We start from the raw sequence: 20,684 nt of genomic DNA, 5'->3' as shown, positions 1-20,684 counted from the left end.
GGACGGCGGTACGGCGGTTCAGGAACAGCTGCCGCCCACCCCGAACCCGGCCGTTCCCGGTGCGGGCGCTTCTGGTCCGGCCCCTGCCGCTTCGGGCGTTCCCGGCGCGGGTGTTCCGGGTCCGGGTGCTTCCGGTGCGGGCGTTCCCGCTTCGGGTGCTGCCGTTCCGGGCGTTCCCGGTCTGGGTACTCCTGGTCCGGCCCCTGCCGCTCCAGGTGCTGCCGCTTCGGCCGTTCCCGGTCCGGCCGCTGCCGCTTCGGGTGCTCCCGCTCCGGGCGGGTCCCCGGAGCACGCCCCCGCCCTGGACGACGCCGCGCCGCCCCCGCCGGGGAGCCCGGCCGGGGGCCCGCCGGTCGACTACCTCCCGACGATGGCCGCAGGCCACACGCCCGCGCCCGGCGCGCCCCCGGCACCCCCCGGATACCCCGCGCCCGGCGGTTTCGGCGGGTACGGCGCCCCCGGGTACGGGGCTTCGGGCGCCCCCGGTGCGTACGGCCACCCGCAGCAGCACCCCCAGCCGGCCGGCTACGGCTATCCGCAGCAGCCGTACCCGCAGCAGCCGCACGGCGGTGGCCCCGGCTCCACTCCGCCGTACGGGCCGCCGGTCGGCCCGGGCCTCTACGGGTCCGGCGCCGCGCAGGAGCCCGAACGCCGCAGCGGCCGGTCCACGGCCCTGCTCGTCGTGATCGCGCTGATCGTCGCGCTCGCCGCGGGCGGCTCGGTGTACGCGCTGTTGGAAGGGGGCGGCGCCACCGACGACAAGGGCGGCCGGAACGCCACCTCCGCCCCGCCGACCGGCGATTCGTCCACCGGCGGGACGCCGTCCCCGACAACCTCGGCGCCCGCGGACGGGGTGGTCCCGGCCGCGTACCTGGGGACGTGGGAGACGTCCATCGACAACGCCGCCGGGCGGGGCACCCGCGAACTCACCATCAAACAGGGGAAGGTGGGCGACACGGTACTGACGATGGTCGCCGACGGGCCGACCGAGGGCGGCGGCTCCTACCACTGCGTGTTCGAGGCGAAGCTGGCCGAACAGCCCGGCGGCAACGGCCCGTTGCGGATCGGCCCGTCCACGGTCTCCTCCGGCGAACCGCTCTCGTCATGCAGCCCCGGCGAGGCCACCGAGGTCACCCTGTTGCCGGACGGCGGGCTACGGCGAACGCAGCAGGGCAACGGAGAGAGCCTGACGTACACCCGACAGTGAGCACGCCGGCCCCACGGGTCGCCGCGCCTGCGGGGCGCCGGTCCTGTGGTGCGCCGCGCCCTTGAGGCGGCGGGCCCATGAGGCGGCGGTCCCACGGGTCGCCGGGTCTAACGAGGTGCCGGGTCTACGAGGCGCTGGGCGCACGGCGTGCCGGTCCCACGAGGCGCCGGTCCCACGAGGCGCCGGTCGGCGGGGCGCCGGTCCTGCGGGGCGCCGGTCCTACGAGGTGCCGGTCCTACGAGGTGCCGTGCCCATGAGGAGCCGTGCCCACGGGGTGCCGGGCCCACAGCGTGCCGGTCCTGCGGTGCGCCGGGCCTGTGGGGCGCCGGGTCACGAGGTGCCGCGCCTACGAGGTGCCGTGCCCATGAGGCGGCGGTCCCACGGGTCGCCGGGTCTACGGGGTGCCGGGCCCACGGCGTGCCGGTCCCACGAGGCGCCGGTCCTGCGGCGTGCCGGTCCTGCGGGGCGCCGCGCCCATGAGGCCGCGGGCCTACGAGGCGCCGGGCCCGCGGGGCGCCGGTCCTGCGGGGTGCCGCGCCCACAGGCAGTCCGGCCTTCGGTCGGCCGTGCACCGAACTCCCCTTCCCTGCCGGGTAGTTGAGCATCCGGATAACACGCGATGGCCTCGCCGACCGACGCGCCGCGCGCTCATCGCGGTTTCGGTGGATGTGGATGTGGATGTGAACGCGGTGCGGGCGCACCGCGACCCGAGTGTCCGCCGATGCGTGCTCACCGTGGTTCCGGCGGACGCCGACGCGCACTCTCCGCCCCCGCGACGAGCGCTGTCAGCGGGGTTCCGGGGGGCGTTGGCGGGGCATGTTGGGGCGGGCGGGGGTGCCGGGGGGCGTGGGGAAGCGGCCCGGGGCGCCTGGGGTGTCGGGGCGCGGGCCGGTGGCCAGGGCGGTCTGGAGGCCGAGGGGGGCCGTTCCCGCGCGGAACTCCACCATCCAGTCCGCCGTCTCCGCCCGTACCAGTTCGGTCATGTCCTCCGAGAAACGCCGCAGCACCCCGAGGCACCGGTCGGCGGCCTCCCCGGCCGTCCCCTCCGCTGGTCCCAGCACCTCGCGCACACTCTCCGACGCCCAGTCGAACTGCAGCACCTGAAGCCGCCGTTGCACCGCCTGCGCGGTCGCCACGTCCCGCATCCACCCGGACGTCACCCCGAAGAACCGGTCGGTCCCCAGGCAGGCCACCGCGAGCATCAGGGCCAGATACCCCCAGGGCGCCGTCCCGGCGACCACTCCGGTCAGATCCAGCAGGGGCAGCGCGGCCCCGCACACCGCGCCCGCCGCCGCCCCCGTCCGCAGCCCCCGCGCGGCCCGCCGCTTCCACACCCGGTCCGTGAGATACCACGCCGCCGTCTCCAGAGCCCCCCGCTCCACCCACCGGTACAGCTCGTCGAGCCGCTCGGCCGGCTCCCCCCAGTCCCCGAGCGGAAAGGCCCGGCCGGTCAGGTCGCCCGGCCGCAGCCCGGCCGCACCCTCGCCCCGCCCGTCCTGATGAGGCGGACCCTCGGGCTGCATCTCCGGCTGACCCACCGACACTCCCTACTGATCACGAACGGTCACACGGTCACGCTGTGTGACGGCGGATGCTGACGCGCGGCGTCCTTCCTACCTCCCAATGGGTGGCGAAGGCGGAGCTTTCATCACTTTTCCGCCCGGAAGGGGGCCTTGATCAGGTATAGGAGTCAGGGCGTTCTCACTCGAAAGAGTGGTGGGGCGAGGGCCGCGTGGACCACGTAGGCTCATGCTCAACGGAGGAAGACGAGACCGGACCAGGAGCTGATCGTGATTCCCGGTGGTGGCCAGCCCAATATGCAGCAGTTGCTCCAGCAGGCCCAGAAGATGCAGCAGGAACTGGCGAAGGCCCAGGAGGAGCTGGCGAACACGGAGATCGCCGGGCAGGCGGGCGGCGGCCTGGTGACGGCCACCGTGACCGGCGCCGGCGAACTGCGGGCGCTGAAGATCGACCCCAAGGCGGTCGACCCGGAGGACACCGAGACCCTCGCCGACCTGATCGTCGCCGCCGTCCACGCGGCCAACGAGAACGCGCAGACGCTCCAGCAGCAGAAGCTGGGCCCGCTCGCCCAGGGCCTCGGCGGTGGCAGCGGCATCCCGGGTCTGCCGTTCTGACGTTCGCCACCGGCACGACATCCGCACCGCCTTCCTAGGACGGGCGGCAGCCATCTACCGTACGTACCGGGAAAGACTCCAGGAAGGGCAGTCCGTTGTACGAAGGCGTGGTCCAGGACCTCATCGACGAACTGGGGCGGCTGCCCGGCGTCGGTCCCAAGAGCGCGCAGCGGATCGCCTTCCACATCCTGCAGTCGGAGCCGACGGACGTACGGCGGCTGGCCCAGGCGCTCCTGGAGGTGAAGGCGAGGGTCCGCTTCTGCGCGACCTGCGGCAATGTGGCGCAGGAAGAGCTGTGCGCGGTGTGCCGGGACACTCGCCGGGATCTTTCGGTCATCTGCGTGGTCGAGGAGCCGAAGGACGTGGTGGCGATCGAGCGGACGCGTGAGTTCCGCGGCCGGTACCACGTGCTCGGCGGCGCGATCAGCCCGATCGAGGGCGTGGGCCCGGACGACCTGCGCATCCGGGAACTCCTGGCTCGCCTGGCCGACGGCGCCGTCACCGAGCTGATCCTGGCCACGGACCCCAATCTCGAAGGCGAGGCGACGGCCACCTACCTCGCCCGCATGATCAAACCCATGGGCCTGAAGGTCACCCGCCTGGCCAGCGGCCTCCCGGTGGGTGGCGACCTGGAATACGCGGACGAGGTCACCCTCGGCCGCGCCTTCGAGGGGAGACGACTCCTAGATGTCTGACGCCACGCTGCACGCCACGACGCAGAACCCGGACGACTTCGCGGTCCAGATCGCGGACCAGGTGGAGAGCTTCCTGGTGGCCGTCACCGAGGTGGCGAGGGGCGACGAGCCGGACTCGGCGGTCCCCTTCCTGCTCCTTGAGGTCTCCCAGCTCCTGCTGGCCGGCGGGCGCCTCGGCGCGCACGAGGACATCGTCCCGGACGAGCGCTACGAGACCGACACGGGCCCGGACCCGGACGTGGACGGGCTGCGCGAGAACCTCGCCCGGCTGCTGGAGCCGGTGGACGTCTACTCGGAGGTCTTCGACCCCTACGAGCCGCGCACCGCGCCGGTGCCCGCCCGTATCTCCGACGACCTCGCGGACGTCATCACCGATCTGCGGCACGGCATGGCGCACTACCGCGCGGGCCGCACCACGGAAGCGCTGTGGTGGTGGCAGTTCTCCTACTTCTCCAACTGGGGCTCCACCGCCTCCGCGACCCTGCGCGCCCTGCACTCGGTCCTCGCGCACGTCCGCCTCAACCAGCCCCTGGAGGAGCTGGACGGCCTCGACACCGACCAGGGCATGGGCGACGAGACCCTGGAGTTCGAGGCGGGCCGGGTCATGCAGCAGGAGATCGCCACGCCGCTGGGGCTGCGCTCGGGAAAGTAGCCCCGCCGGGACCGCGCGAGCGGTAGCGGAAGCGCGCCGGAAGCGCCGCGAACGAAGCCCGACGAAGCTCAATGAAGCCAAAAGTTGTTGAAAGTTAACGCGTAGTCATCAGTCGCGCGACTTTGGGCAGGGACTCACCGGACAGCGCTCGGCGCGACGACCGGACATCTCACCATGCGGCACTCGGTAAGGGAATTTCGGGCGCTCGTTAGACTGGGCGGGCAATCGACAAAATGAGCGAGGAGCGCACGTGGGCCTTGTCGTGCAGAAGTACGGAGGCTCCTCCGTAGCCGATGCCGAGGGCATCAAGCGCGTCGCCAAGCGGATCGTGGAAGCGAAGAAGAACGGCAACCAGGTGGTTGTGGTCGTTTCCGCGATGGGCGACACGACGGACGAGCTGATCGATCTCGCCGAGCAGGTATCCCCGATGCCTGCGGGGCGTGAGTTCGACATGCTGCTGACCGCCGGAGAGCGTATCTCCATGGCCCTGCTGGCCATGGCGATCAAAAACCTGGGCCACGAGGCCCAGTCCTTCACCGGCAGCCAGGCAGGCGTCATCACCGACTCGGTCCACAACAAAGCCCGGATCATCGATGTCACCCCGGGCCGGATCCGTACGGCGCTGGACGAGGGCAACATCGCCATCGTCGCCGGGTTCCAGGGCGTCAGCGCCGACAAGAAGGACATCACCACCCTCGGCCGCGGTGGGTCCGACACGACGGCCGTGGCGCTGGCCGCCGCGCTCGACGCCGAGGTCTGCGAGATCTACACCGACGTGGACGGCGTGTTCACCGCCGACCCGCGCGTGGTGAAGAAGGCCCGGAAGATCGACTGGATCTCCTTCGAGGACATGCTGGAGCTGGCCTCGTCCGGGTCGAAGGTGCTGCTCCACCGCTGTGTGGAGTACGCCCGCCGATACAACATTCCGATCCACGTCCGCTCCTCCTTCAGCGGCCTCCAGGGCACGTGGGTCAGCAGCGAGTCGATCGAGCAAGGGGACAAGAAGGTGGAGCAGGCCATCATCTCGGGTGTCGCGCATGACACCTCCGAGGCCAAGATCACGGTTGTCGGTGTGCCCGACAAGCCAGGTGAGGCGGCCTCCATCTTCCGTACGATCGCCGATGCCGCGATCAACATCGACATGGTCGTGCAGAACGTGTCCGCCGCCTCCACGGGCCTGACGGACATCTCCTTCACGCTGCCGAAGACCGAGGGTCGCAGGGCCATCGACGCCCTGGAGAAGAACCGTCCGGGCATCGGCTTCGACTCCCTGCGCTACGACGACCAGATCGGCAAGATCTCCCTGGTCGGCGCCGGTATGAAGACCAACCCCGGGGTCACCGCCGCGTTCTTCGAGGCGCTGTCCGACGCGGGCGTGAACATCGAGCTGATCTCGACCTCCGAGATCCGTATCTCGGTGGTCACCCGTGCCGACGACGTGCCCGAGGCGGTCCGCGCCGTGCACAGCGCCTTCGGCCTGGACTCCGACAGCGACGAGGCCGTCGTCTACGGGGGCACCGGCCGATGACCGTACGCCCGACGCTCGCGGTCGTGGGAGCGACCGGAGCCGTCGGTACGGTCATGCTCCAGATCCTGTCCCAGCGCGCGGATGTCTGGGGCGAGATCCGTCTGATCGCCTCGCCGCGCTCGGCCGGCCGCAAGCTGGCCGTGCGCGGCGAGGAGGTCGAGGTGCTGGCCCTGTCCGAGGAGGTCTTCGACGGCGTCGACGTCGCCATGTTCGACGTACCGGACGAGGTCTCCGCCCAGTGGGCGCCGATCGCCGCCGCCAAGGGTGTGGTGGTGGTCGACAACTCCGGTGCCTTCCGGATGCACCCGGACGTGCCCCTGGTGGTGCCCGAGGTCAATCCGCACACGGCCCGGGTCCGCCCGCGCGGCATAGTCGCCAACCCCAACTGCACCACCCTGTCGATGATCGTCGCCCTGGGCGCGCTGCACGCCGAGTTCGGGCTGCGCGAGCTGGTGGTGTCGTCCTACCAGGCGGTGAGCGGGGCGGGCCGGGCCGGCGTGGAGACGCTGCGGGCCCAGCTGTCCCTGGTCGCGGGCACGGAGCTGGGGACCAGCCCCGGTGATGTGCGGCGGGCCGTGGGGGACAGCACCGGGCCGTTCCCGGAGCCGGTCGCGCTGAACGTGGTGCCCTGGGCCGGGTCGCTGCGCGAGGACGGCTGGTCGTCGGAGGAGATGAAGGTGCGGGACGAGTCCCGCAAGATCCTCGGACTGCCGAGGCTGCCGGTCGCCGTGACCTGTGTGCGGGTGCCCGTGGTCACCTCGCACTCGCTGACCGTGCATGCCCGCTTCCAGGGCGAGGCCACCGTGGACGGCGCCCGGGAGATCCTCGCCACGGCGCCGGGCGTCGTGCTGTTCGACAATCCGGCCGCCGGTGAGTTCCCCACCCCCGCCGATGTGGTGGGCACCGATCCGACCTGGGTGGGCCGGGTGCGACGGACGCTGGACGACCCGACGGCGCTCGAACTCTTCGTCTGCGGCGACAATCTGCGCAAAGGCGCGGCGCTCAACACCGCGCAGATCGCGGAGCTGGTGGCGGCGGAGTTTTCGTGACCGCCGCCGGGCGCCGGAAATACGTCGGCCGAGAGCGGTTCCATTTGTCGGATCTGCGCAGGAGTGTGGCCAGAAGCATGGTCCGGACCACTTGAACTGGATGCCCCCGGCGTCCGAAAATTCTCCTCCCCGCCTTTCGCAACCGCGCGCAGGGCGGGGAGCGTCTTTGCGGTCGCCCTTCGGGGCGTTGTGCGCGCCCCGAAGGGGCGTGGGGGCGCGATGATCCAGGCGTGGGGACGCCGTGATCAGGGCGTGGGGACGCTCGTTCATATGGGACATAGGGGAAGAGCGGGGCGCATGACGGCATATGGGTCATCGTCGGGTGTGCGGTCCGGCGCGAAGGCGCCGTCAGGCGTGCGGTGCGACGCAAGGACGTCGTCGGCCACGTCGTCCGACGCGGAGACGTTGTCGGCCACGTCGTCCGACGCGGAGGTGTCGTCGGCCACGTCGTCTGACGCGAAAGTACCGTCCGGTACGTACAACCCCTTCGGGGGGAAGCGTGTCCAACTGGCGTGGCAGAGGTTCTCGACTTCAGTAGCGCGGTGCGCGGCACGACCCTGCGGCCCCGCCCCGCGGCGCCGCGTCCCCGCGTATCCGGCGCGCCCGGCGGCATGCCGGTGATCGCGCCCATGCCCGCAGCGCGGCCCGCCCGCATCCCCGGCCAGCGTGACGGCGGTGACGGCGTCGAGGAGACCGCGGCGGCCGGCACGACCGTCGACCACCTCACCGAGACCTACCGGGCGCACTACCGCTCGCTGCTCGGCCTCGCCGCGCTCCTCCTCGACGACACCGCCTCCTGCGAGGACGTCGTCCAGGAGGCGTTCATCCGCGTCCACTCGGCCCGCAAACGCGTCCGGGACCCGGACAAGACGCTCGCCTATCTGCGCCAGACGGTCGTCAACCTGTCCCGCTCCGCGCTGCGCCGCCGCATCCTCGGTCTGAAGCTGCTCTCCAAGCCGATGCCCGACATGGCGAGCGCGGAGGAGGGCGCGTACGACCAGCTGGAGCGCGACTCCCTGATCAACGCGATGAAGGGGTTGCAGCGCCGCCAGCGCGAGGTCCTGGTCCTGCGTTACTTCGCGGACATGACCGAGGCCCAGGTCGCCGAGACCCTCGGCATCTCGCTGGGCTCGGTGAAGGCGTACGGCTCCCGCGGCATCGCGGCGCTGCGACTGGCCATGGAGGCGACCACATGAGCGGCCGCCCCGAGTCAGCCGACTCCCAGGATCGTCCGGAGCCCCGCGCCGGGCACGAGCCGCCACAGCGGCACGAGCAAGAGCACCCGCAATCGCACGCTGGGAACGGAACTGTGAACCACGGCCCCCCCGACGACCAGGGCCCCGAGCGGCCCGAGAGCGCCGAGAGCCCGGAGAAGTCCGAGAGCCCGGAGAGGTCCGACGGGCTCGACGCGCTCGACCGGGACGAACTGGACCTGGACCTGGGCCGGATGCTGCACGCGGCGGTCCAGGACCTCGAACCGCGCGACGGCACACTGGACCACCTGCGGCGCGCGGTGCCCGCCCGGCGGGCCCGCAAGCGGCACGCGGCGGTCGGCCTGGCGGCCGCGGTGCTCTTCGTCGGCACCGCCGTTCCGGCCTTCGTGCATGTCTCCGGCTCCGGCGGCACCGACCCCAACACCTCCATCGCCGGCCAGGCATCGCAGGCCCAGGGCGGTGTGGGCGAGGGCAAGAGCCCGGACGGCGGGGTCAGCAGCAGCGCCCACGACGAGAGCGGCAAGACCACCGACCACGACAAGGGCGGCAAGAAGGACAAGGACCCGGGCAAGGAGCACAGCACCGGCGGCGGCTCGACCGGCGGCATCGATCCCTCGCCCAGCACACGCCCCGCCGCCCCGGTGTGCACGGCGACCCAGCTGGGCCTGGGCACCGGCACCGTCGACGCGCCCGACACCACGGGCGTCGTCTACGGCTCGTTCCGGGTCACCAACGTCTCCGGCACCAGTTGCAGCGTCGACGGCGCGGGCACCGTGAGCGCCCTCGCCCAGGGCGCGGCGGACCCGGCCAAGATCAGTGCGGTCCGGCATGTCGCCGGTGACGCCGCGGCCGGCCTGCCCGCCCCGTCCCAGGAGACCACGAGCCTGCTCCTGCCGCCCGGCAGCGCCTACGAGGAGAAGTTCGCCTTCGTGCCCTCGGAGCCCTGCCCCACGGGCGGCGGCACCGGTGGCACCGAGACCGGCGGGCCCAGCGCCGACCCGAGCCCCAGCCAGGACCCGGGCACCACCGGCGGCACGTCCACCGGCGACACGCCCGGCACCAGTACGCAGCTGCTCACCGAGGACGGCACGACCGACGGCAGCGTCCAGGTGACGCACACCGCCCAGGCGGGCGCGCCGACCGTCTTCACGACGGTGCCCGGCGCGTGCGCGGGAACGGTCTACTGGACCGGAGTGCTGGCGGGGACATGACCCCGGGGCGGGGGCGACCGGGGTCCGGCGGACCGGTCTTGCCGGGGTTTGACGCACCAGATCGGCCGGGGTTTGACGCACCAGATCGGCCGGGGTCCGGCGGACCAGGCTGGTGGACCTGCCGGAACTCTCGGCCGGGGCCGAGATCCGTCTGGTCGACCGGCGGATCAGACCCCGGACGGGCTCGGGACCTGCTCCTCGTCCGGCACCAGGCCAAGCTCCGCGTCCTGGGCGAACTCCGCCTCACGGCGCAGCAGCCGGAACCACATGAAGACCACGAAACCCGCGAAGACGAACCACTCACCGGTGTAGCCGAGATTCTGGAACGCCTTCAGGTCCAGGCCCGAGCCGGCGGGCGCCGACGCGGGCACCGTCTTCATCCCCGAGTCGCCCCGGTCGAGCGTGATCCACCCGTCGTACACCCGGTACGGCACCAGGTTCACCAGGGATGCCGAACTGATCGCCGCCGTCTGCCCCGACGGCAGTCCGCTCTCGGCGCTGACCCCGTTGTCGCCCGGCGTCTCGGACGCCTGTAGCGCACCGGTGACCGTGACCTCGCCGGTCGGCGGGGCGGGCGCCTTCGCCGGGTCCGCGGCGCCGGGCAGCCAGCCGCGCACCACGGGCAGCGCCTTGCCTGAGTCGGTGCGCAGCAGCGTCAGCACGTAGGAGCCGCTCCTGCCGTCCAGCTTCCGGTCGGGCACGAGGAGTTGCTCTCCGTAGCGGCCGGTCGCGGTGGCCCGCTTGCCGGACGTGGCCTTGTCGACGGGCAGCAGTTCGGCCAGCGGGCGTGCTGGCTCCGTTCTGCTCGCGGCGGCCTGTTCGGTCGCGTCATGGTGGTCCTGCACCCGGTCCTCGAACCGGCTCAGCTGCCACGCTCCCATGAAGATGCAGAACGGGATTGCGAGCAGTACGAAGACGTTGATGCCCCACCAGCGGGGTGTCAGCAGAAACCGGTACACGCCCCCACGGTACGGGCTGCCGCCGTGACCTCGGCCGCCGGGGCGCCGTCGGGCGAGGACGTTGTCCACAGGCTGGTTGTCCACAGGCTGGTTGTCCACGGGCTGGTTGTCCACAGGCTGGGGGACTCGGCAGCGTACGGTCGGTGGGAACGGGCACTATGGGGCCATGACTGGGGCCAAGAGTGAGAGCGGCATGCCGGACTGGGAGAAGCGCTTCCGCGCGCCGCGGGTGTCGCTGCGACGACAAGGACGGCGATCGATTGTGCCGGTAGTCGGGAACGTGTCCAGCCTGAGCAGGTAGGAGGGGGTCCCTCAGCCAGCCCCGGCACTCAACTGCTCCGGCTCCCTCCCCTCGGGTGTGCCTCTCTGACCGCACGGGCTTATGCGAGAACACGCATAGTCGCGTTCATGCATAGATGCTGCGCTCCGCCCCCTCTAACGTCGGTGGTCAGGCGGCCCCATCGGGGCCAGAGCAAGGGGGTTTGGCATGTCCGAGCGTTCGGCACTCACCCGGCTCACGGGCAACGGCAACGGCGAGTGCGGAGAGAAGGACTGCCCGAACGTGTACCGCACCGCCACGGGATCGTTCGTCGTGCAGGGCGACGTGTCCGATGCCTTCGCCCCGCCCACCGGGGAAGGGCTCGTGGAAATCCCGGAGTCGGTTCTCAGGGAGGCATTTCGTGCACTTGGATGGTGACGCGTGGAACGACTGCTTCGATTCCATGGAGCGTGAGGCGTGGCGGCTGGAGACGCTGCCCGTCTACACCATGCCCCAGGAAGCGGAGAAGCTGAAGCGCTTCCTCGCCGGTGAGAAGTCGCCGGACGATTACACCTCGGTCTGGATGGACGAGGTTCGACAGTGGAATTCCGAAGGTAAGAGCGTAGGTAGGGTGCACGTCGTGACTCGCCCACTCTCGGACTACCTCCGGTTCGAGTTCGAGTGCTATTACCGGCACCATGTAAAAGCGGGTGAGGGCATCCGAATTTTGGACCTCACAGACCGGGAGAATCCGGAGCTGCCGGACCAGGATTTCTGGATGTTCGACGAGTCCAAGGTGGTCCTGATGAACTACCGGGCAGACGGAACGCAGATCAACCGGGAACTGTACGAGGGTGACCCGGAGCCGTACCGGCGATGGAAGCGGATTGCCATTGCCGAATCCGTGCCGTTCCTGGAGTACGTGAGCAGCGGGTGACGTTCGACCCTGAACAGCTTGGGCAGCCGAAACAGGAACTTGCTGCCCTGCTGAAAGAACTACGCAAGCAAGCCGGCCTCACTGGGGACCGGCTTGCTCGGCGTTGCAATATGTCCCAATCGAAGGTCAGTCGGATCGAGAACGGAAAAGCCCAACCGGGCCTGCTCGACCTGGAGAGAATCCTCCGGGCCGTCGTCGCTCCGCCCGAGGTCATCGAAGAGGTCGTTGCCCTCGCGAGGCGCGCCAACACCGAATGGCAGGATCTGCGCTCGCTGCGCCGGAGGGGCTTGGAGAAGAAGCAGACCGAACTTGCCGCCCTGGAACCCTCGTCTACGGAGTTCCGTTTCTTCCTGCTATCGATGATTACCGGACTCCTGTCCACGCCCGAGTATATTCGGGCCGGCCTGGCTCATTCCCCGGCAGATGTCACCAAGACGATTGCGAGGAAACTGGAACGGCAAGAGGTCCTTTACGACATGAAGAAGCGGTTCACCTTTATCCTCACCGAACAGGCCGTGAGGTGGCCACTCCTGCCCCCGGCCGCGATGGCGATGCAGATTGACCGACTGGCCTCGTTGACTCACCTGCCGAATGTGAAGCTCGGTGTCATCCCAATTGCGGGATGCAAGCCCACGGCTCCGATGGACACCTTCACCGTCTACGACAACACCCTGGCCACTGTGGAGAACACCACCGGTGTCGTGATCCTGAGAGATCCGCGCGACATCGAAATGCATTTGGAGCTGTTCGCCACGCTGGAGGGTTATGCGCTGTTCGCGGGCGAAGCACGAGCCTTGCTGACGGAGTGGGCTACTGCCTGCCGTTCATGATCTTTAGTCCATGACGGAAAAGAACTACACAGCCGCCGCTTTCTGGGCCAATGATTTCCCCCATGACAGCGACCGAGCGAAACGAAGAGCGGGTGCGCTACGGCGTGGGTCGGGGGCTAAAGACCGGCAGACGTTCGACCTTGATGGTGGTGTGCGCTCATGACCGGGCGCATGACTCTGCGGGTGTCGTACGACGGCGGCCTGACGTACGGCCCGGTACGCACGGTGAAGGTGAACCCGCGCAACGCAGTGATCTTGGGTTCACCGACCAAGTACCCGCCGTGCGGCTGTCCTCGGTGCACGGAGCGCCTGTTGCTGCCGAGGTCGGCGTGATGCCCCTTGCGGTCCGGCAACCGCCGCACTCGCCGCTGTCGCCCTTTGCTTCCTGCCGGATTCCCGGTGGGAGTTCCCGAGAAGAGAGGTAGTCCGATGGTGGAAGAGAACACCGGTTCGGTAGCCCCCGAGGGGGGTGGCCTGCTTGTCGCGAAGCGGAAGATCGTGGCCGCGCGCACGCGTGCCGAGCAGGAGTCTGACGTCAGCAGTGGCCGTTCCGACGGCAACGACTGACGGGAGCGCCCACGGTGCTTGATGCAGCCTCGTGGGCGGGGCGTCTGGGCGGGGACAGGTTCCTCGCCCAGACGTACCACCGCTCCTACGCACACTTCCCCAGCGCCGCCGACACGGCGGGGCTCTTTTCCTGGGACGACCTGAACCTGATTATCGCCACACAGCGGCTGGAGCCGCCCCGACTGCGCCTGTCGGCTGACGGTGAGATGGTGCCGCTCCACCGCTACGCGATCCCGACCACGAACCGCCGAGCGGTCACCTGGTCTCGCATCCAACCGTCCGACTTCCACGCGCAGCTCAGAGACGGGGCGTCGCTGGTTCTCGATGCGGTGGAGAAGATCCACCCGCCCGTAGGCGTGGCCGCCGAGGAGTTGGAACGCTTCCTCGGAACTCCCGTTCAGACCAACGTGTACGCCTCGTGGACGGAGCGAGAAGGGTTCGGCCGGCACTGGGATGACCATGACGTGATCGTGGTCCAGTTGCACGGATCGAAGCGGTGGCGCCTGTGGGGGATGACCCGTGAGGCGCCCACCTTCCGGGACGTGGAGCCGCCAGAGGAACCGGCGGGCGACCCGGTAGCGAACCTCGTTCTGTCCCCGGGTGACGTGCTCTACCTGCCGCGCGGTTGGTGGCACGCGGTCACCGCCGACCAGGGGACGGAATCCCTGCACCTGACGTTCGGCATGGTCCCGCACACAGGTGCTGACCTGATGCTCTGGGTTGTGGATCAGCTCCGGGCATCTCTCGCGCTCCGCAGGGACGTTCCGCGCTTCGGCTCGCCGGCGCAACAGTCGGACTTCATCGACGCCATACGCCGTGAGGTGGCCGACATGATGACGGACCCGCGCCTCGTGGAGCGGTGGGGGGAGTCGATCGACACAACCGACCTGGGCCACGCGATTCCCTCGCTCCCGTACGTGGACGGACTCCCGGCACGATCGGAGATCACGGTCAAGCTCACCGCACCGAGGGGCCGCCTGACGGTGAACCCGGCGCAGAACACGGTCACCTTCCCGGCGGCCGGTACTGCGTGGGATTTCGCCGAGTCCGCAACGCCCGTGCTGGGCACGCTGCTTACCAACCGGCCGACCTCACTGGGCGAGATGGCCGCCTCCGCCGGACTGGAAGTCAAGGACGTGGCCGAACTGGTCTCCGCCCTCATCGAAGGTCATGCCGTCGCAGTCGTGGGGACCGCGCTGTGACTGCCGCGCTCTCCCTTGGGACATACCGCGTGCGTGCCGTCAGTCAGGCGGCACGCACTGCCCTGGCCGCCGGTAGCCCGTGGGTGGACACGGCACCCAACTACGCCTGTGGCCGGGCGCATGAGGAGTTGAGCCCGCTCCTGAGCGAGTACCCGACCGTTCGAGTAGCCACGAAGACGGGGTTTTTCACTGTGGCACAAGGGTGCAGCGCTCTGGCTGACGGCGTGCTCACCCAGGGCGAGGCGGCCGGTGGGCACAGCCTTGAACGGGGCTTCGTCCGCTGGCAGACGGAGCGTTCGTTGGCCGCGCTCGGCCGCGTGGACATGGTCTTCGTGCACAACCCGGAGCACCACGCACACGGCCGTGACCGTGCCGCTCTCCTCGGACGGGTGCGGGAAGCCTTCGCAGCGCTGGAAGAGTTTGCCCACGCGGGCAGGATCGGCGGATACGGCGTCGCCACATGGTCGGGCATGGGCTCCGGAGCCTTCAATGTTCCCGAGTTGCTCGCGCTCGCCCGGCAGGCGGCAGGCTCCGCCGGACATCACTTCATGGGCTTGCAGGTGCCCGTCAGCCTGGTCATGGATGACGTGATCAGGCAGGCACTCGACGGCGGTGGACCGCTGGTGCAGGCGAAGGACGCAGGGCTGATCACGTTCGGCTCGGCTCCCCTGCACGGGGGCGAACTCCTCGATGCCATGACACCCGAACTGGTGAAGCTCATCCGCCCCGGCCTGTCAGCCGCAGCCGCTGCCCTGCTGACCGCCGGCTCGTGCCCCGGCCTCGATGTCGTCCTGACTTCCGCGAGCACCCGCAAGCACTGGGACGATGTGGCCAAGGCTCTGGCTGCGCCTCTGACGGCCCAGGAACTCAGGAAGGTAACGGATGAACTCGCCTCTGAATGAGGAGGTACAGGCCCTGATGGAGGCCGCCCACGACCGGGCGGCCAAGGCTCTGGGCCTCACCTGCACGGGGCCGCTGGCATGGGGCTTCCTTGGCGTCACCCTCGGACGCCGAGCGGGGGACCGGTGGCTACGGGTGAGCCGGACGGCAAGGAGAAACGCGGGCAGGAAGCAGGGGGAGGGCATCGTCGGGGCCTCTGAGCTGGTGCCTGACGGCGTCCCTCGCCCCCACCTCTACGCAGTGCATGACTGGACTGACGGGGAGTGGGCTTTCCAGGCCGAAGTCCTCGACTACCTCACGCAACCCGTGGTGTCTCCGGACCGAGCCGACATCGACCACGACCCGGGGTTGCCGGATGCATGGTGGACGGACCTTCGCCAAGCCCTTGTCCTGCTCGCTGAGGCGGAGGGAGTGAAGACGACCGTTCGGGACGGGTGGATCGAACGAGCCTTCCCACAGTTCCTCGGCATTCCGGCCCCCGCCAAGGTGGAGCGGGTGACCGGTCATGGTGATCTGCACTGGGGCAACCTCACCGGCGCACCCCTGTGCCTGTTGGACTGGGAGCGGTGGGGGCTGGTGCCCTTCGGCTACGACGCGGGCCTCCTCTACGTGAACAGTCTCCTCGTTCCGGCGGTCGCAGCCCGCATCCGCGAGGAGTTCGCGGCGATCCTCGACACATCAGCCGGACGCATCGGGGAACTTGCGGCGCTGGCGGAGATGCTCCAGGCCGTGGCCCGTGGCTGGTACCCCGAGCTTGCTCCCCGCCTCCATGCCCGCGCGGAAGCCCTCACGGGCGTTCGCGTGCCGGTTCCGGCCCAGTCTGAGGTCACCGTCTGACACCACGCTCCGGACGCCAAGACTCTGGCGCACGGCACGGGCTCACTGATCCATAGCCGTAGGCAGGCCCCCGACTCATGCCGGGCCCGTCAGCCGGATGCCGTCCAGTTCCGGCCGTCCCTTCACGCGGGAACTGATCTTCTCCGAGAGGACGCGGGCACGGGCCGGCGTGTCCAACCGGCTACGGGCCGCCGCCGTGGTCTCGCCGGGGCGCCGTCGGGCGAGGACGTTGTCCACAGGCTGGTTGTCCACGGGCTGGTTGTCCACAGGCTGGGGGACTCGGCAGCGTACGGTCGGTGGGAACGGGCACTATGGGGCCATGACTGGGGCCAAGAGTGAGAGCGGCATGCCGGACTGGGAGAAGCGCTTCCGCGCGCCGCGGGTGTCGCTGCCGGACTGGGCGGAGGACGCACCCGACCACTCCCTGTTCGTGTCGAACGCGACGGGGACATACGAGCTGTACGCGTGGGACCGCGCCACGGGAGCGCAGCGCCAGGCGACGGCCCGGCCGAACGGCACGACGGACGGGCTGCTCTCCCCGGACGGCGCGTGGATCTGGTGGTTCGACGACAAGGACGGCGACGAGTTCGGTGTGTGGCGTCGGCAGCCGTTCACGGGCGGCGCGGACGAGCCGGCCATGCCGGGCCTCGCACCCTCCTACCCGGCCGGACTCGCCCTCGCCCGGGACGGCCGCACGGCGATCGTCGGCCGCTCGACGGACGAGGAGGGTACGACGATCCATGTGGCCCGCGAGGGCGATGAGCCGTTCGAGCTGTACCGCCACCGTGAGTCGGCGGGCGTCGGCGACCTCTCCCACGACGCTTCGCTGATCGCGATCGAGCACACCGAGCACGGCGATGCGATGCATTCCGCGCTGCGCGTCCTGCGCCCGGACGGCACGACCGTCGCCGAACTCGACGACAGCAGGGGCGGCACGCGGGAGCTGGGCCTTGAGGTGCTGGGCTTCGCGCCGGTCGACGGCGACACCCGGCTGCTCATCGGCCACCAGAGACGGGGCCGCTGGGAGCCCCTGGTCTGGGACGTGACGTCGGGCGAGGAGACCGAGCTGGCCCTGGACCTCCCCGGTGATGTGAGCGCGGACTGGTATCCGGACGGCGCCGCCCTGCTCGTCGCGCACAGCTTCGAGGCGCGCAGCGAGCTGTTCTGCTACGACCTGACGAGCCGCGAGCTGACGAGCATCCCGACCCCGCCGGGTTCGGTCTCCGGCGCGACGGCCCGGCCCGACGGCAGCGTGGAGTTCCTGTGGTCCTCGGCCGCCGAGCCGCCCGCGGTGCGTTCGACGACGGGCCGGGTGGTCCTGGACCCGCCCGGGATGAAGTGCCCGTCCTCGGTCGCGGTGGAGGACGCGTGGGTGACCGGTCCCGGCGGCCGCATCCACGCGCTGATCCAGAAGCCGGCCGGGGCGAGTGGCCCCCTCCCCACGGTCTTCGACCTGCACGGCGGCCCGACCTGGCACGACAGCGACTCCTTCGCCGCGGGCCCGGCGGCCTGGGTGGACCACGGCTATGCGGTGGTGCGGATCAACTACCGCGGCTCGACGGGCTACGGCCGGGCCTGGACGGACGCGCTGAAGCACCGGGTGGGCCTGATCGAGCTGGAGGACGTGGCCGCGGTCCGTGACTGGGCGGTGTCCTCGGGCCTGGCCGACCCCGCCCGACTCGTCCTCACCGGCGCCTCCTGGGGCGGCTATCTCACCCTCCTCGGCCTCGGCACCCAGCCGGACGCCTGGACGGTGGGCATCGCCGTGGTCCCCGTAGCCGACTACGTGACGGCGTACCAGGACGAGATGGAGGCGCTGAAGGCCATGGACCGCACACTGCTGGGCGGCACCCCCGAGGAGGTCCCCGACCGCTTCCGGGCCTCGTCCCCCCTCACCTATGTCGACGCGGTCAAGGCCCCCGTCTACATCTCCGCGGGGGTCAACGACCCGCGCTGCCCCATCCGTCAGATCGACAACTACGTCAAGCGGCTCGAATCCCGCGGCGCGGTCCACGAGGTGTACCGCTACGACGCGGGCCACGGCTCCCTGGTGGTCGACGAACGGATCAAGCAGGTCCGCCTGGAAATGGACTTCGCGGAACGCCACCTGCCGAAGTAACCGGGCCGGTCGGCCACTGCCAGCCACTGCCGACCGCTGTCGGCCGTGGTCGGTCGGGCGGGGCTGGTCCGGGCTGGTCCGGGTGGGGTGGTGGCGGCCGAGGCCCGGTTGGTCAGGGGCGGCTCGGTCGGTCGGTTGGGGCTGGGGCAGGTGGCGCGGCCAGCCTGGGTGGGCGCTCGGTCGGTTGCGGTGGGCGCTTGATGGGCGTGGGGCGGCTCGGCCGCCCGGGGCCGGCTCGGCCGGTGGTGCGGGCTGGCCCGGTCAGGTGAGGGCTCGGTTCGGGTCGGATGGCTCAGTCAGTCGGAGTCGGGGGGTGCGAGGTGGCTCGGCCACGTGTGCGGGTCGGATGGCTTGGTCAGTCGGAGTCGGGGGGTGCGGGCTGGGGGGCGCGGTGGCGGCCCAGTAGTTCTGCCAGACCCCGGCGCGTAGCCGCCAGTACCACCCGGTCGCCGGCGCGCAGCACATGGTCGGGGGACGGCTGCTGCTGCCCCTCCAGCGCCAGCACCCGCCAGGCCCCGGCCCGGAAGGCATCGGCCACGCTGCGCCCCTCCAACTGCGGATGCGCGTCGACCTCCACGGCGGCGAACAGCAGCACCCGCCGCTCCACGGGGATCGCGCCCAGGATCTGCCGGCCGAACATCGCCCCGGCGAAGGCGGGCGCGGCCAGGTGGGTGACGCTGCGGCTACGGGTGAGCGCCCGCGGATGCGCGGCCCGCAGGGTCCGGTAGACGGCGGTCGCGAAGTCGTCGTCGTACAGCCGCAGCAGCACCCGCAGGTCCGGGCGGACGGACCGGGCGTACAGCACGGCCTCCAGGTTCGTGGTGTCCGCACTGGTCACCGCGAGCAGCGCATGCGCCCGGTGGATCTTGGCGGCCTCCAGTACGCCCTCCTGCGTCACGTCCCCGAGCACCACCGGCACCCGCAGCCGTCGTGCGGTGGCGAGGCCGCGCGCGTCCGCATCGGCCTCCACGCACACCACCGGGATGTGCAGCTCCCGCAGCCGGGTCAGCACCCGGGTGCCGATCTTCCCCAGCCCGAGCAGCACCACGTGCCCGCCGAGCCCGCGCGGCGGCTTGCGCAGCGTGGACGCGGTCCGGAAGGTGCCGAGCGCCTCCAGCACCGCCGCCAGCAGCACCGGCAGCAGCAGCAACCCGACCAGCCCGGACAGCAGTTGCAGGATCTGTCGGCCCAGCGGTTTGCCCAGGGCCGGTTCGTCGATCGCGAACAGGTCGAGCAGCGTCAGATAGAACGCGCCCAGCGGATGGATCCCGGTCACCAGCCACAGCGCCACGGCCAGCGCGAGCACGCACCCCACGAGCCCGGCCAGCGACCACCGCAGCCGCCGCGAGAACAGCGAGGCGAACGGCGGTACGACCCCGGTGCGGCCGGCCGGCAGCGGCGACCCGGCGGCGTACGACACCTGCTCCAGCACGACGGCCCCGCGGCCCGCGGCGGCCGCCACCTCCGCCTCGTCGGGCAGCAGCCTCGGCCCGCGCTCCCCGCTGCCCTCGGAGCCGTCCGCGCCGTCCGGGTCGCTGCTGGTCGCCGACAGCAGCGCCAGCGTGCACAGCCCGGGGTCGGCGACCACCCCCGGTGCGGGCGGCGGCCGTTCCACCGCGCGCAGCAGCAACCCGTCCGTCTGGACGACCTTGCTGGTGCCGGCGACCACGGTGGCGACCAGCGCCGGGGCGGCCGTGTCGGCGTCGGACAGCACGGTCGTCGACGCGTCACCGGAGGAGCCGGAGTCGTCTCCGGTCGCCAACGCGGCGGCCTGGTCGAGGAGTTCCTCGATGTGCTGGCCGAGCCGCCGGTTGTAGAGGCGCAGGACGAGCCGCAGCCGCGGGTTGAGTCGGCGGGCGGTGAGCGCGGCCCGGATGTTGGTCTCGTCGTCGTCGTACACGAGGGCCAGCGCGGCGGCGCGCTCCACGCCCGCCTCGGCGAGCACCGCCTCGGTCGGTTCGGCCGTCTCCAACACCCGTTCGGTGCGCCCGGGTTCACCGCCGGAGCCGGTGTTGCCGAGGCCGCCGAGCACGGTGCCGCCGAGCACGGTGCCGTTGCCCGCGGCCCGGCCGACGGCCGCGTTCACCCGGTCCAGTAGCGCCGCCGACGCGGCCCGGGCCCGCCCGACGACCGGTGGCCGCGCGGTGCCGGCGCCCGCCGGTACGACGAGCGTGACCTGCGCGCCGTGCACCCCGCGCAGCTCGGCTGCCAGCCGGTGCGCCAGCCCGTCGTCGCCGCACACCACCATGGGTGCGGGCGCGCCACCTGGTCCACCCCGAATCGGAACGCTCCCCACGAGGGAAAGACTGCCTGAAGGAGACAGGTGGTGCCAGAGGGGGACGATCACTTACCCGCAGGGCACGCGCCCGCACCGCACCGACCG

At 71.0% G+C, this 20,684-nt stretch carries 20 protein-coding genes; 16 read left to right on the top strand and 4 right to left on the bottom strand.

Annotated features, from left to right (window positions below):
• The first annotated feature begins 370 nt into the window (after nucleotides 1–370).
• Entirely contained in the window at nucleotides 371–1,207 is an 837-nt protein-coding gene (locus ACWEKM_RS16050) for a hypothetical protein (RefSeq protein ID WP_451621787.1), read from the top strand.
• 785 nt (nucleotides 1,208–1,992) lie between these two features.
• Here the strand turns inward: ACWEKM_RS16050 and ACWEKM_RS16045 are convergent.
• Complete coding sequence (locus ACWEKM_RS16045) at nucleotides 1,993–2,745, bottom strand: SLATT domain-containing protein (RefSeq protein WP_451621786.1); 753 nt, start codon at nucleotides 2,743–2,745, stop codon at nucleotides 1,993–1,995.
• A 252-nt stretch (nucleotides 2,746–2,997) separates the two neighbouring features.
• Between ACWEKM_RS16045 and ACWEKM_RS16040 the strand changes: the two genes are divergently transcribed.
• From ACWEKM_RS16040 to ACWEKM_RS16010, 7 genes are all read left to right on the top strand, one after another.
• Nucleotides 2,998–3,342, top strand: coding sequence for a YbaB/EbfC family nucleoid-associated protein (locus ACWEKM_RS16040; RefSeq protein WP_451621785.1), 345 nt, complete (start codon nucleotides 2,998–3,000; stop codon nucleotides 3,340–3,342).
• Nucleotides 3,343–3,437: 95 nt separating this feature from the next.
• A complete protein-coding gene (gene recR / locus ACWEKM_RS16035; RefSeq protein WP_451621784.1) occupies nucleotides 3,438–4,037 on the top strand; it encodes a recombination mediator RecR in 600 nt (199 codons plus the stop codon).
• Nucleotides 4,030–4,689, top strand: a complete 660-nt coding sequence (locus tag ACWEKM_RS16030; RefSeq protein ID WP_451621783.1) for a DUF5063 domain-containing protein — start codon at nucleotides 4,030–4,032, stop codon at nucleotides 4,687–4,689. The genes recR and ACWEKM_RS16030 overlap by 8 nt, the downstream gene beginning before the upstream one ends.
• A 250-nt stretch (nucleotides 4,690–4,939) precedes the next feature.
• Nucleotides 4,940–6,217 (top strand): aspartate kinase, encoded by a 1,278-nt coding sequence (locus ACWEKM_RS16025; protein ID WP_451621782.1) that lies wholly within the window; start codon nucleotides 4,940–4,942, stop codon nucleotides 6,215–6,217.
• On the top strand, nucleotides 6,214–7,266 hold the full coding sequence (locus tag ACWEKM_RS16020) for an aspartate-semialdehyde dehydrogenase (protein WP_451621781.1): 1,053 nt from the start codon (nucleotides 6,214–6,216) through the stop codon (nucleotides 7,264–7,266). The genes ACWEKM_RS16025 and ACWEKM_RS16020 overlap by 4 nt, the downstream gene beginning before the upstream one ends.
• 512 nt (nucleotides 7,267–7,778) lie before the next feature.
• Nucleotides 7,779–8,462 (top strand): SigE family RNA polymerase sigma factor, encoded by a 684-nt coding sequence (locus tag ACWEKM_RS16015; RefSeq protein WP_451621780.1) that lies wholly within the window; start codon nucleotides 7,779–7,781, stop codon nucleotides 8,460–8,462.
• Between the two features lie 113 nt (nucleotides 8,463–8,575).
• On the top strand, nucleotides 8,576–9,691 hold the full coding sequence (locus tag ACWEKM_RS16010) for a hypothetical protein (protein ID WP_451621779.1): 1,116 nt from the start codon (nucleotides 8,576–8,578) through the stop codon (nucleotides 9,689–9,691).
• Nucleotides 9,692–9,858: 167 nt separating this feature from the next.
• On the opposite strand, the gene ACWEKM_RS16005 is transcribed toward ACWEKM_RS16010, so the two are convergent.
• A complete protein-coding gene (locus ACWEKM_RS16005) occupies nucleotides 9,859–10,650 on the bottom strand; it encodes an SURF1 family protein (RefSeq protein ID WP_451621802.1) in 792 nt (263 codons plus the stop codon).
• A 487-nt stretch (nucleotides 10,651–11,137) separates the two neighbouring features.
• Here ACWEKM_RS16005 and ACWEKM_RS16000 point away from each other — a divergent pair, with 487 nt between their 5' ends.
• From ACWEKM_RS16000 to ACWEKM_RS15970, 7 genes are all read left to right on the top strand, one after another.
• The gene (locus ACWEKM_RS16000) at nucleotides 11,138–11,347 is read left to right on the top strand and encodes a hypothetical protein (protein ID WP_451621778.1); all 210 of its coding nucleotides are present in this window, start codon (nucleotides 11,138–11,140) and stop codon (nucleotides 11,345–11,347) included.
• Nucleotides 11,331–11,846, top strand: a complete 516-nt coding sequence (locus ACWEKM_RS15995; RefSeq protein ID WP_451621777.1) for a DUF6879 family protein — start codon at nucleotides 11,331–11,333, stop codon at nucleotides 11,844–11,846. The genes ACWEKM_RS16000 and ACWEKM_RS15995 overlap by 17 nt, the downstream gene beginning before the upstream one ends.
• On the top strand, nucleotides 11,843–12,676 hold the full coding sequence (locus tag ACWEKM_RS15990) for a helix-turn-helix domain-containing protein (protein ID WP_451621776.1): 834 nt from the start codon (nucleotides 11,843–11,845) through the stop codon (nucleotides 12,674–12,676). The genes ACWEKM_RS15995 and ACWEKM_RS15990 overlap by 4 nt, the downstream gene beginning before the upstream one ends.
• Nucleotides 12,677–13,105: 429 nt before the next feature.
• Nucleotides 13,106–13,243: a hypothetical protein gene (locus ACWEKM_RS15985; protein ID WP_169435287.1), complete on the top strand. Its 138-nt coding sequence runs from the start codon at nucleotides 13,106–13,108 to the stop codon at nucleotides 13,241–13,243.
• A gap of 14 nt (nucleotides 13,244–13,257) precedes the next feature.
• Nucleotides 13,258–14,445 carry a cupin domain-containing protein gene (locus tag ACWEKM_RS15980; protein WP_451621775.1) on the top strand — a complete coding sequence of 396 codons (1,188 nt, stop codon included), beginning with the start codon at nucleotides 13,258–13,260 and terminating at the stop codon, nucleotides 14,443–14,445.
• Nucleotides 14,442–15,347, top strand: coding sequence for an aldo/keto reductase (locus tag ACWEKM_RS15975; RefSeq protein WP_451621774.1), 906 nt, complete (start codon nucleotides 14,442–14,444; stop codon nucleotides 15,345–15,347). Before ACWEKM_RS15980 ends, ACWEKM_RS15975 begins: the two co-directional genes overlap by 4 nt.
• A 16-nt stretch (nucleotides 15,348–15,363) precedes the next feature.
• Nucleotides 15,364–16,182: a hypothetical protein gene (locus tag ACWEKM_RS15970; RefSeq protein ID WP_451621773.1), complete on the top strand. Its 819-nt coding sequence runs from the start codon at nucleotides 15,364–15,366 to the stop codon at nucleotides 16,180–16,182.
• Between the two features lie 75 nt (nucleotides 16,183–16,257).
• Here the strand turns inward: ACWEKM_RS15970 and ACWEKM_RS15965 are convergent, their stop codons facing one another.
• Entirely contained in the window at nucleotides 16,258–16,434 is a 177-nt protein-coding gene (locus ACWEKM_RS15965) for a hypothetical protein (protein WP_451621772.1), read from the bottom strand.
• A gap of 67 nt (nucleotides 16,435–16,501) precedes the next feature.
• Here ACWEKM_RS15965 and ACWEKM_RS15960 point away from each other — a divergent pair, with 67 nt between their 5' ends.
• Nucleotides 16,502–18,301, top strand: a complete 1,800-nt coding sequence (locus ACWEKM_RS15960) for a prolyl oligopeptidase family serine peptidase (protein ID WP_451621771.1) — start codon at nucleotides 16,502–16,504, stop codon at nucleotides 18,299–18,301.
• Nucleotides 18,302–18,656: 355 nt separating this feature from the next.
• On the opposite strand, the gene ACWEKM_RS15955 is transcribed toward ACWEKM_RS15960, so the two are convergent.
• Nucleotides 18,657–20,549 carry an NAD-binding protein gene (locus ACWEKM_RS15955; protein ID WP_451621770.1) on the bottom strand — a complete coding sequence of 631 codons (1,893 nt, stop codon included), beginning with the start codon at nucleotides 20,547–20,549 and terminating at the stop codon, nucleotides 18,657–18,659.
• Nucleotides 20,550–20,684: the final 135 nt, after the last annotated feature.

The sequence above is a fragment of the Streptomyces sp. NPDC004752 genome (genome assembly GCF_053601275.1).
Note: the sequence above shows the minus strand (reverse complement) of the source record. Positions and strands in the feature narration are given on the sequence as shown.

Excerpts from the sequence above, each read along its gene's own strand:
- ACWEKM_RS16050 (WP_451621787.1), top strand. The coding sequence starts at position 371 with ATGGCCGCAGGCCACACGCCCGCGCCCGGCGCGCCCCCGGCACCCCCC.
- ACWEKM_RS16030 (WP_451621783.1), top strand. The coding sequence starts at position 4,030 with ATGTCTGACGCCACGCTGCACGCCACGACGCAGAACCCGGACGACTTC.
- ACWEKM_RS16020 (WP_451621781.1), top strand. The coding sequence starts at position 6,214 with ATGACCGTACGCCCGACGCTCGCGGTCGTGGGAGCGACCGGAGCCGTC.
- ACWEKM_RS16000 (WP_451621778.1), top strand. The coding sequence starts at position 11,138 with ATGTCCGAGCGTTCGGCACTCACCCGGCTCACGGGCAACGGCAACGGC.
- ACWEKM_RS15985 (WP_169435287.1), top strand. The coding sequence starts at position 13,106 with ATGGTGGAAGAGAACACCGGTTCGGTAGCCCCCGAGGGGGGTGGCCTG.
- ACWEKM_RS15970 (WP_451621773.1), top strand. The coding sequence starts at position 15,364 with ATGGAGGCCGCCCACGACCGGGCGGCCAAGGCTCTGGGCCTCACCTGC.
- ACWEKM_RS15960 (WP_451621771.1), top strand. The coding sequence starts at position 16,502 with ATGACTGGGGCCAAGAGTGAGAGCGGCATGCCGGACTGGGAGAAGCGC.
- ACWEKM_RS15955 (WP_451621770.1), bottom strand. The coding sequence starts at position 20,549 with ATGGTGGTGTGCGGCGACGACGGGCTGGCGCACCGGCTGGCAGCCGAG.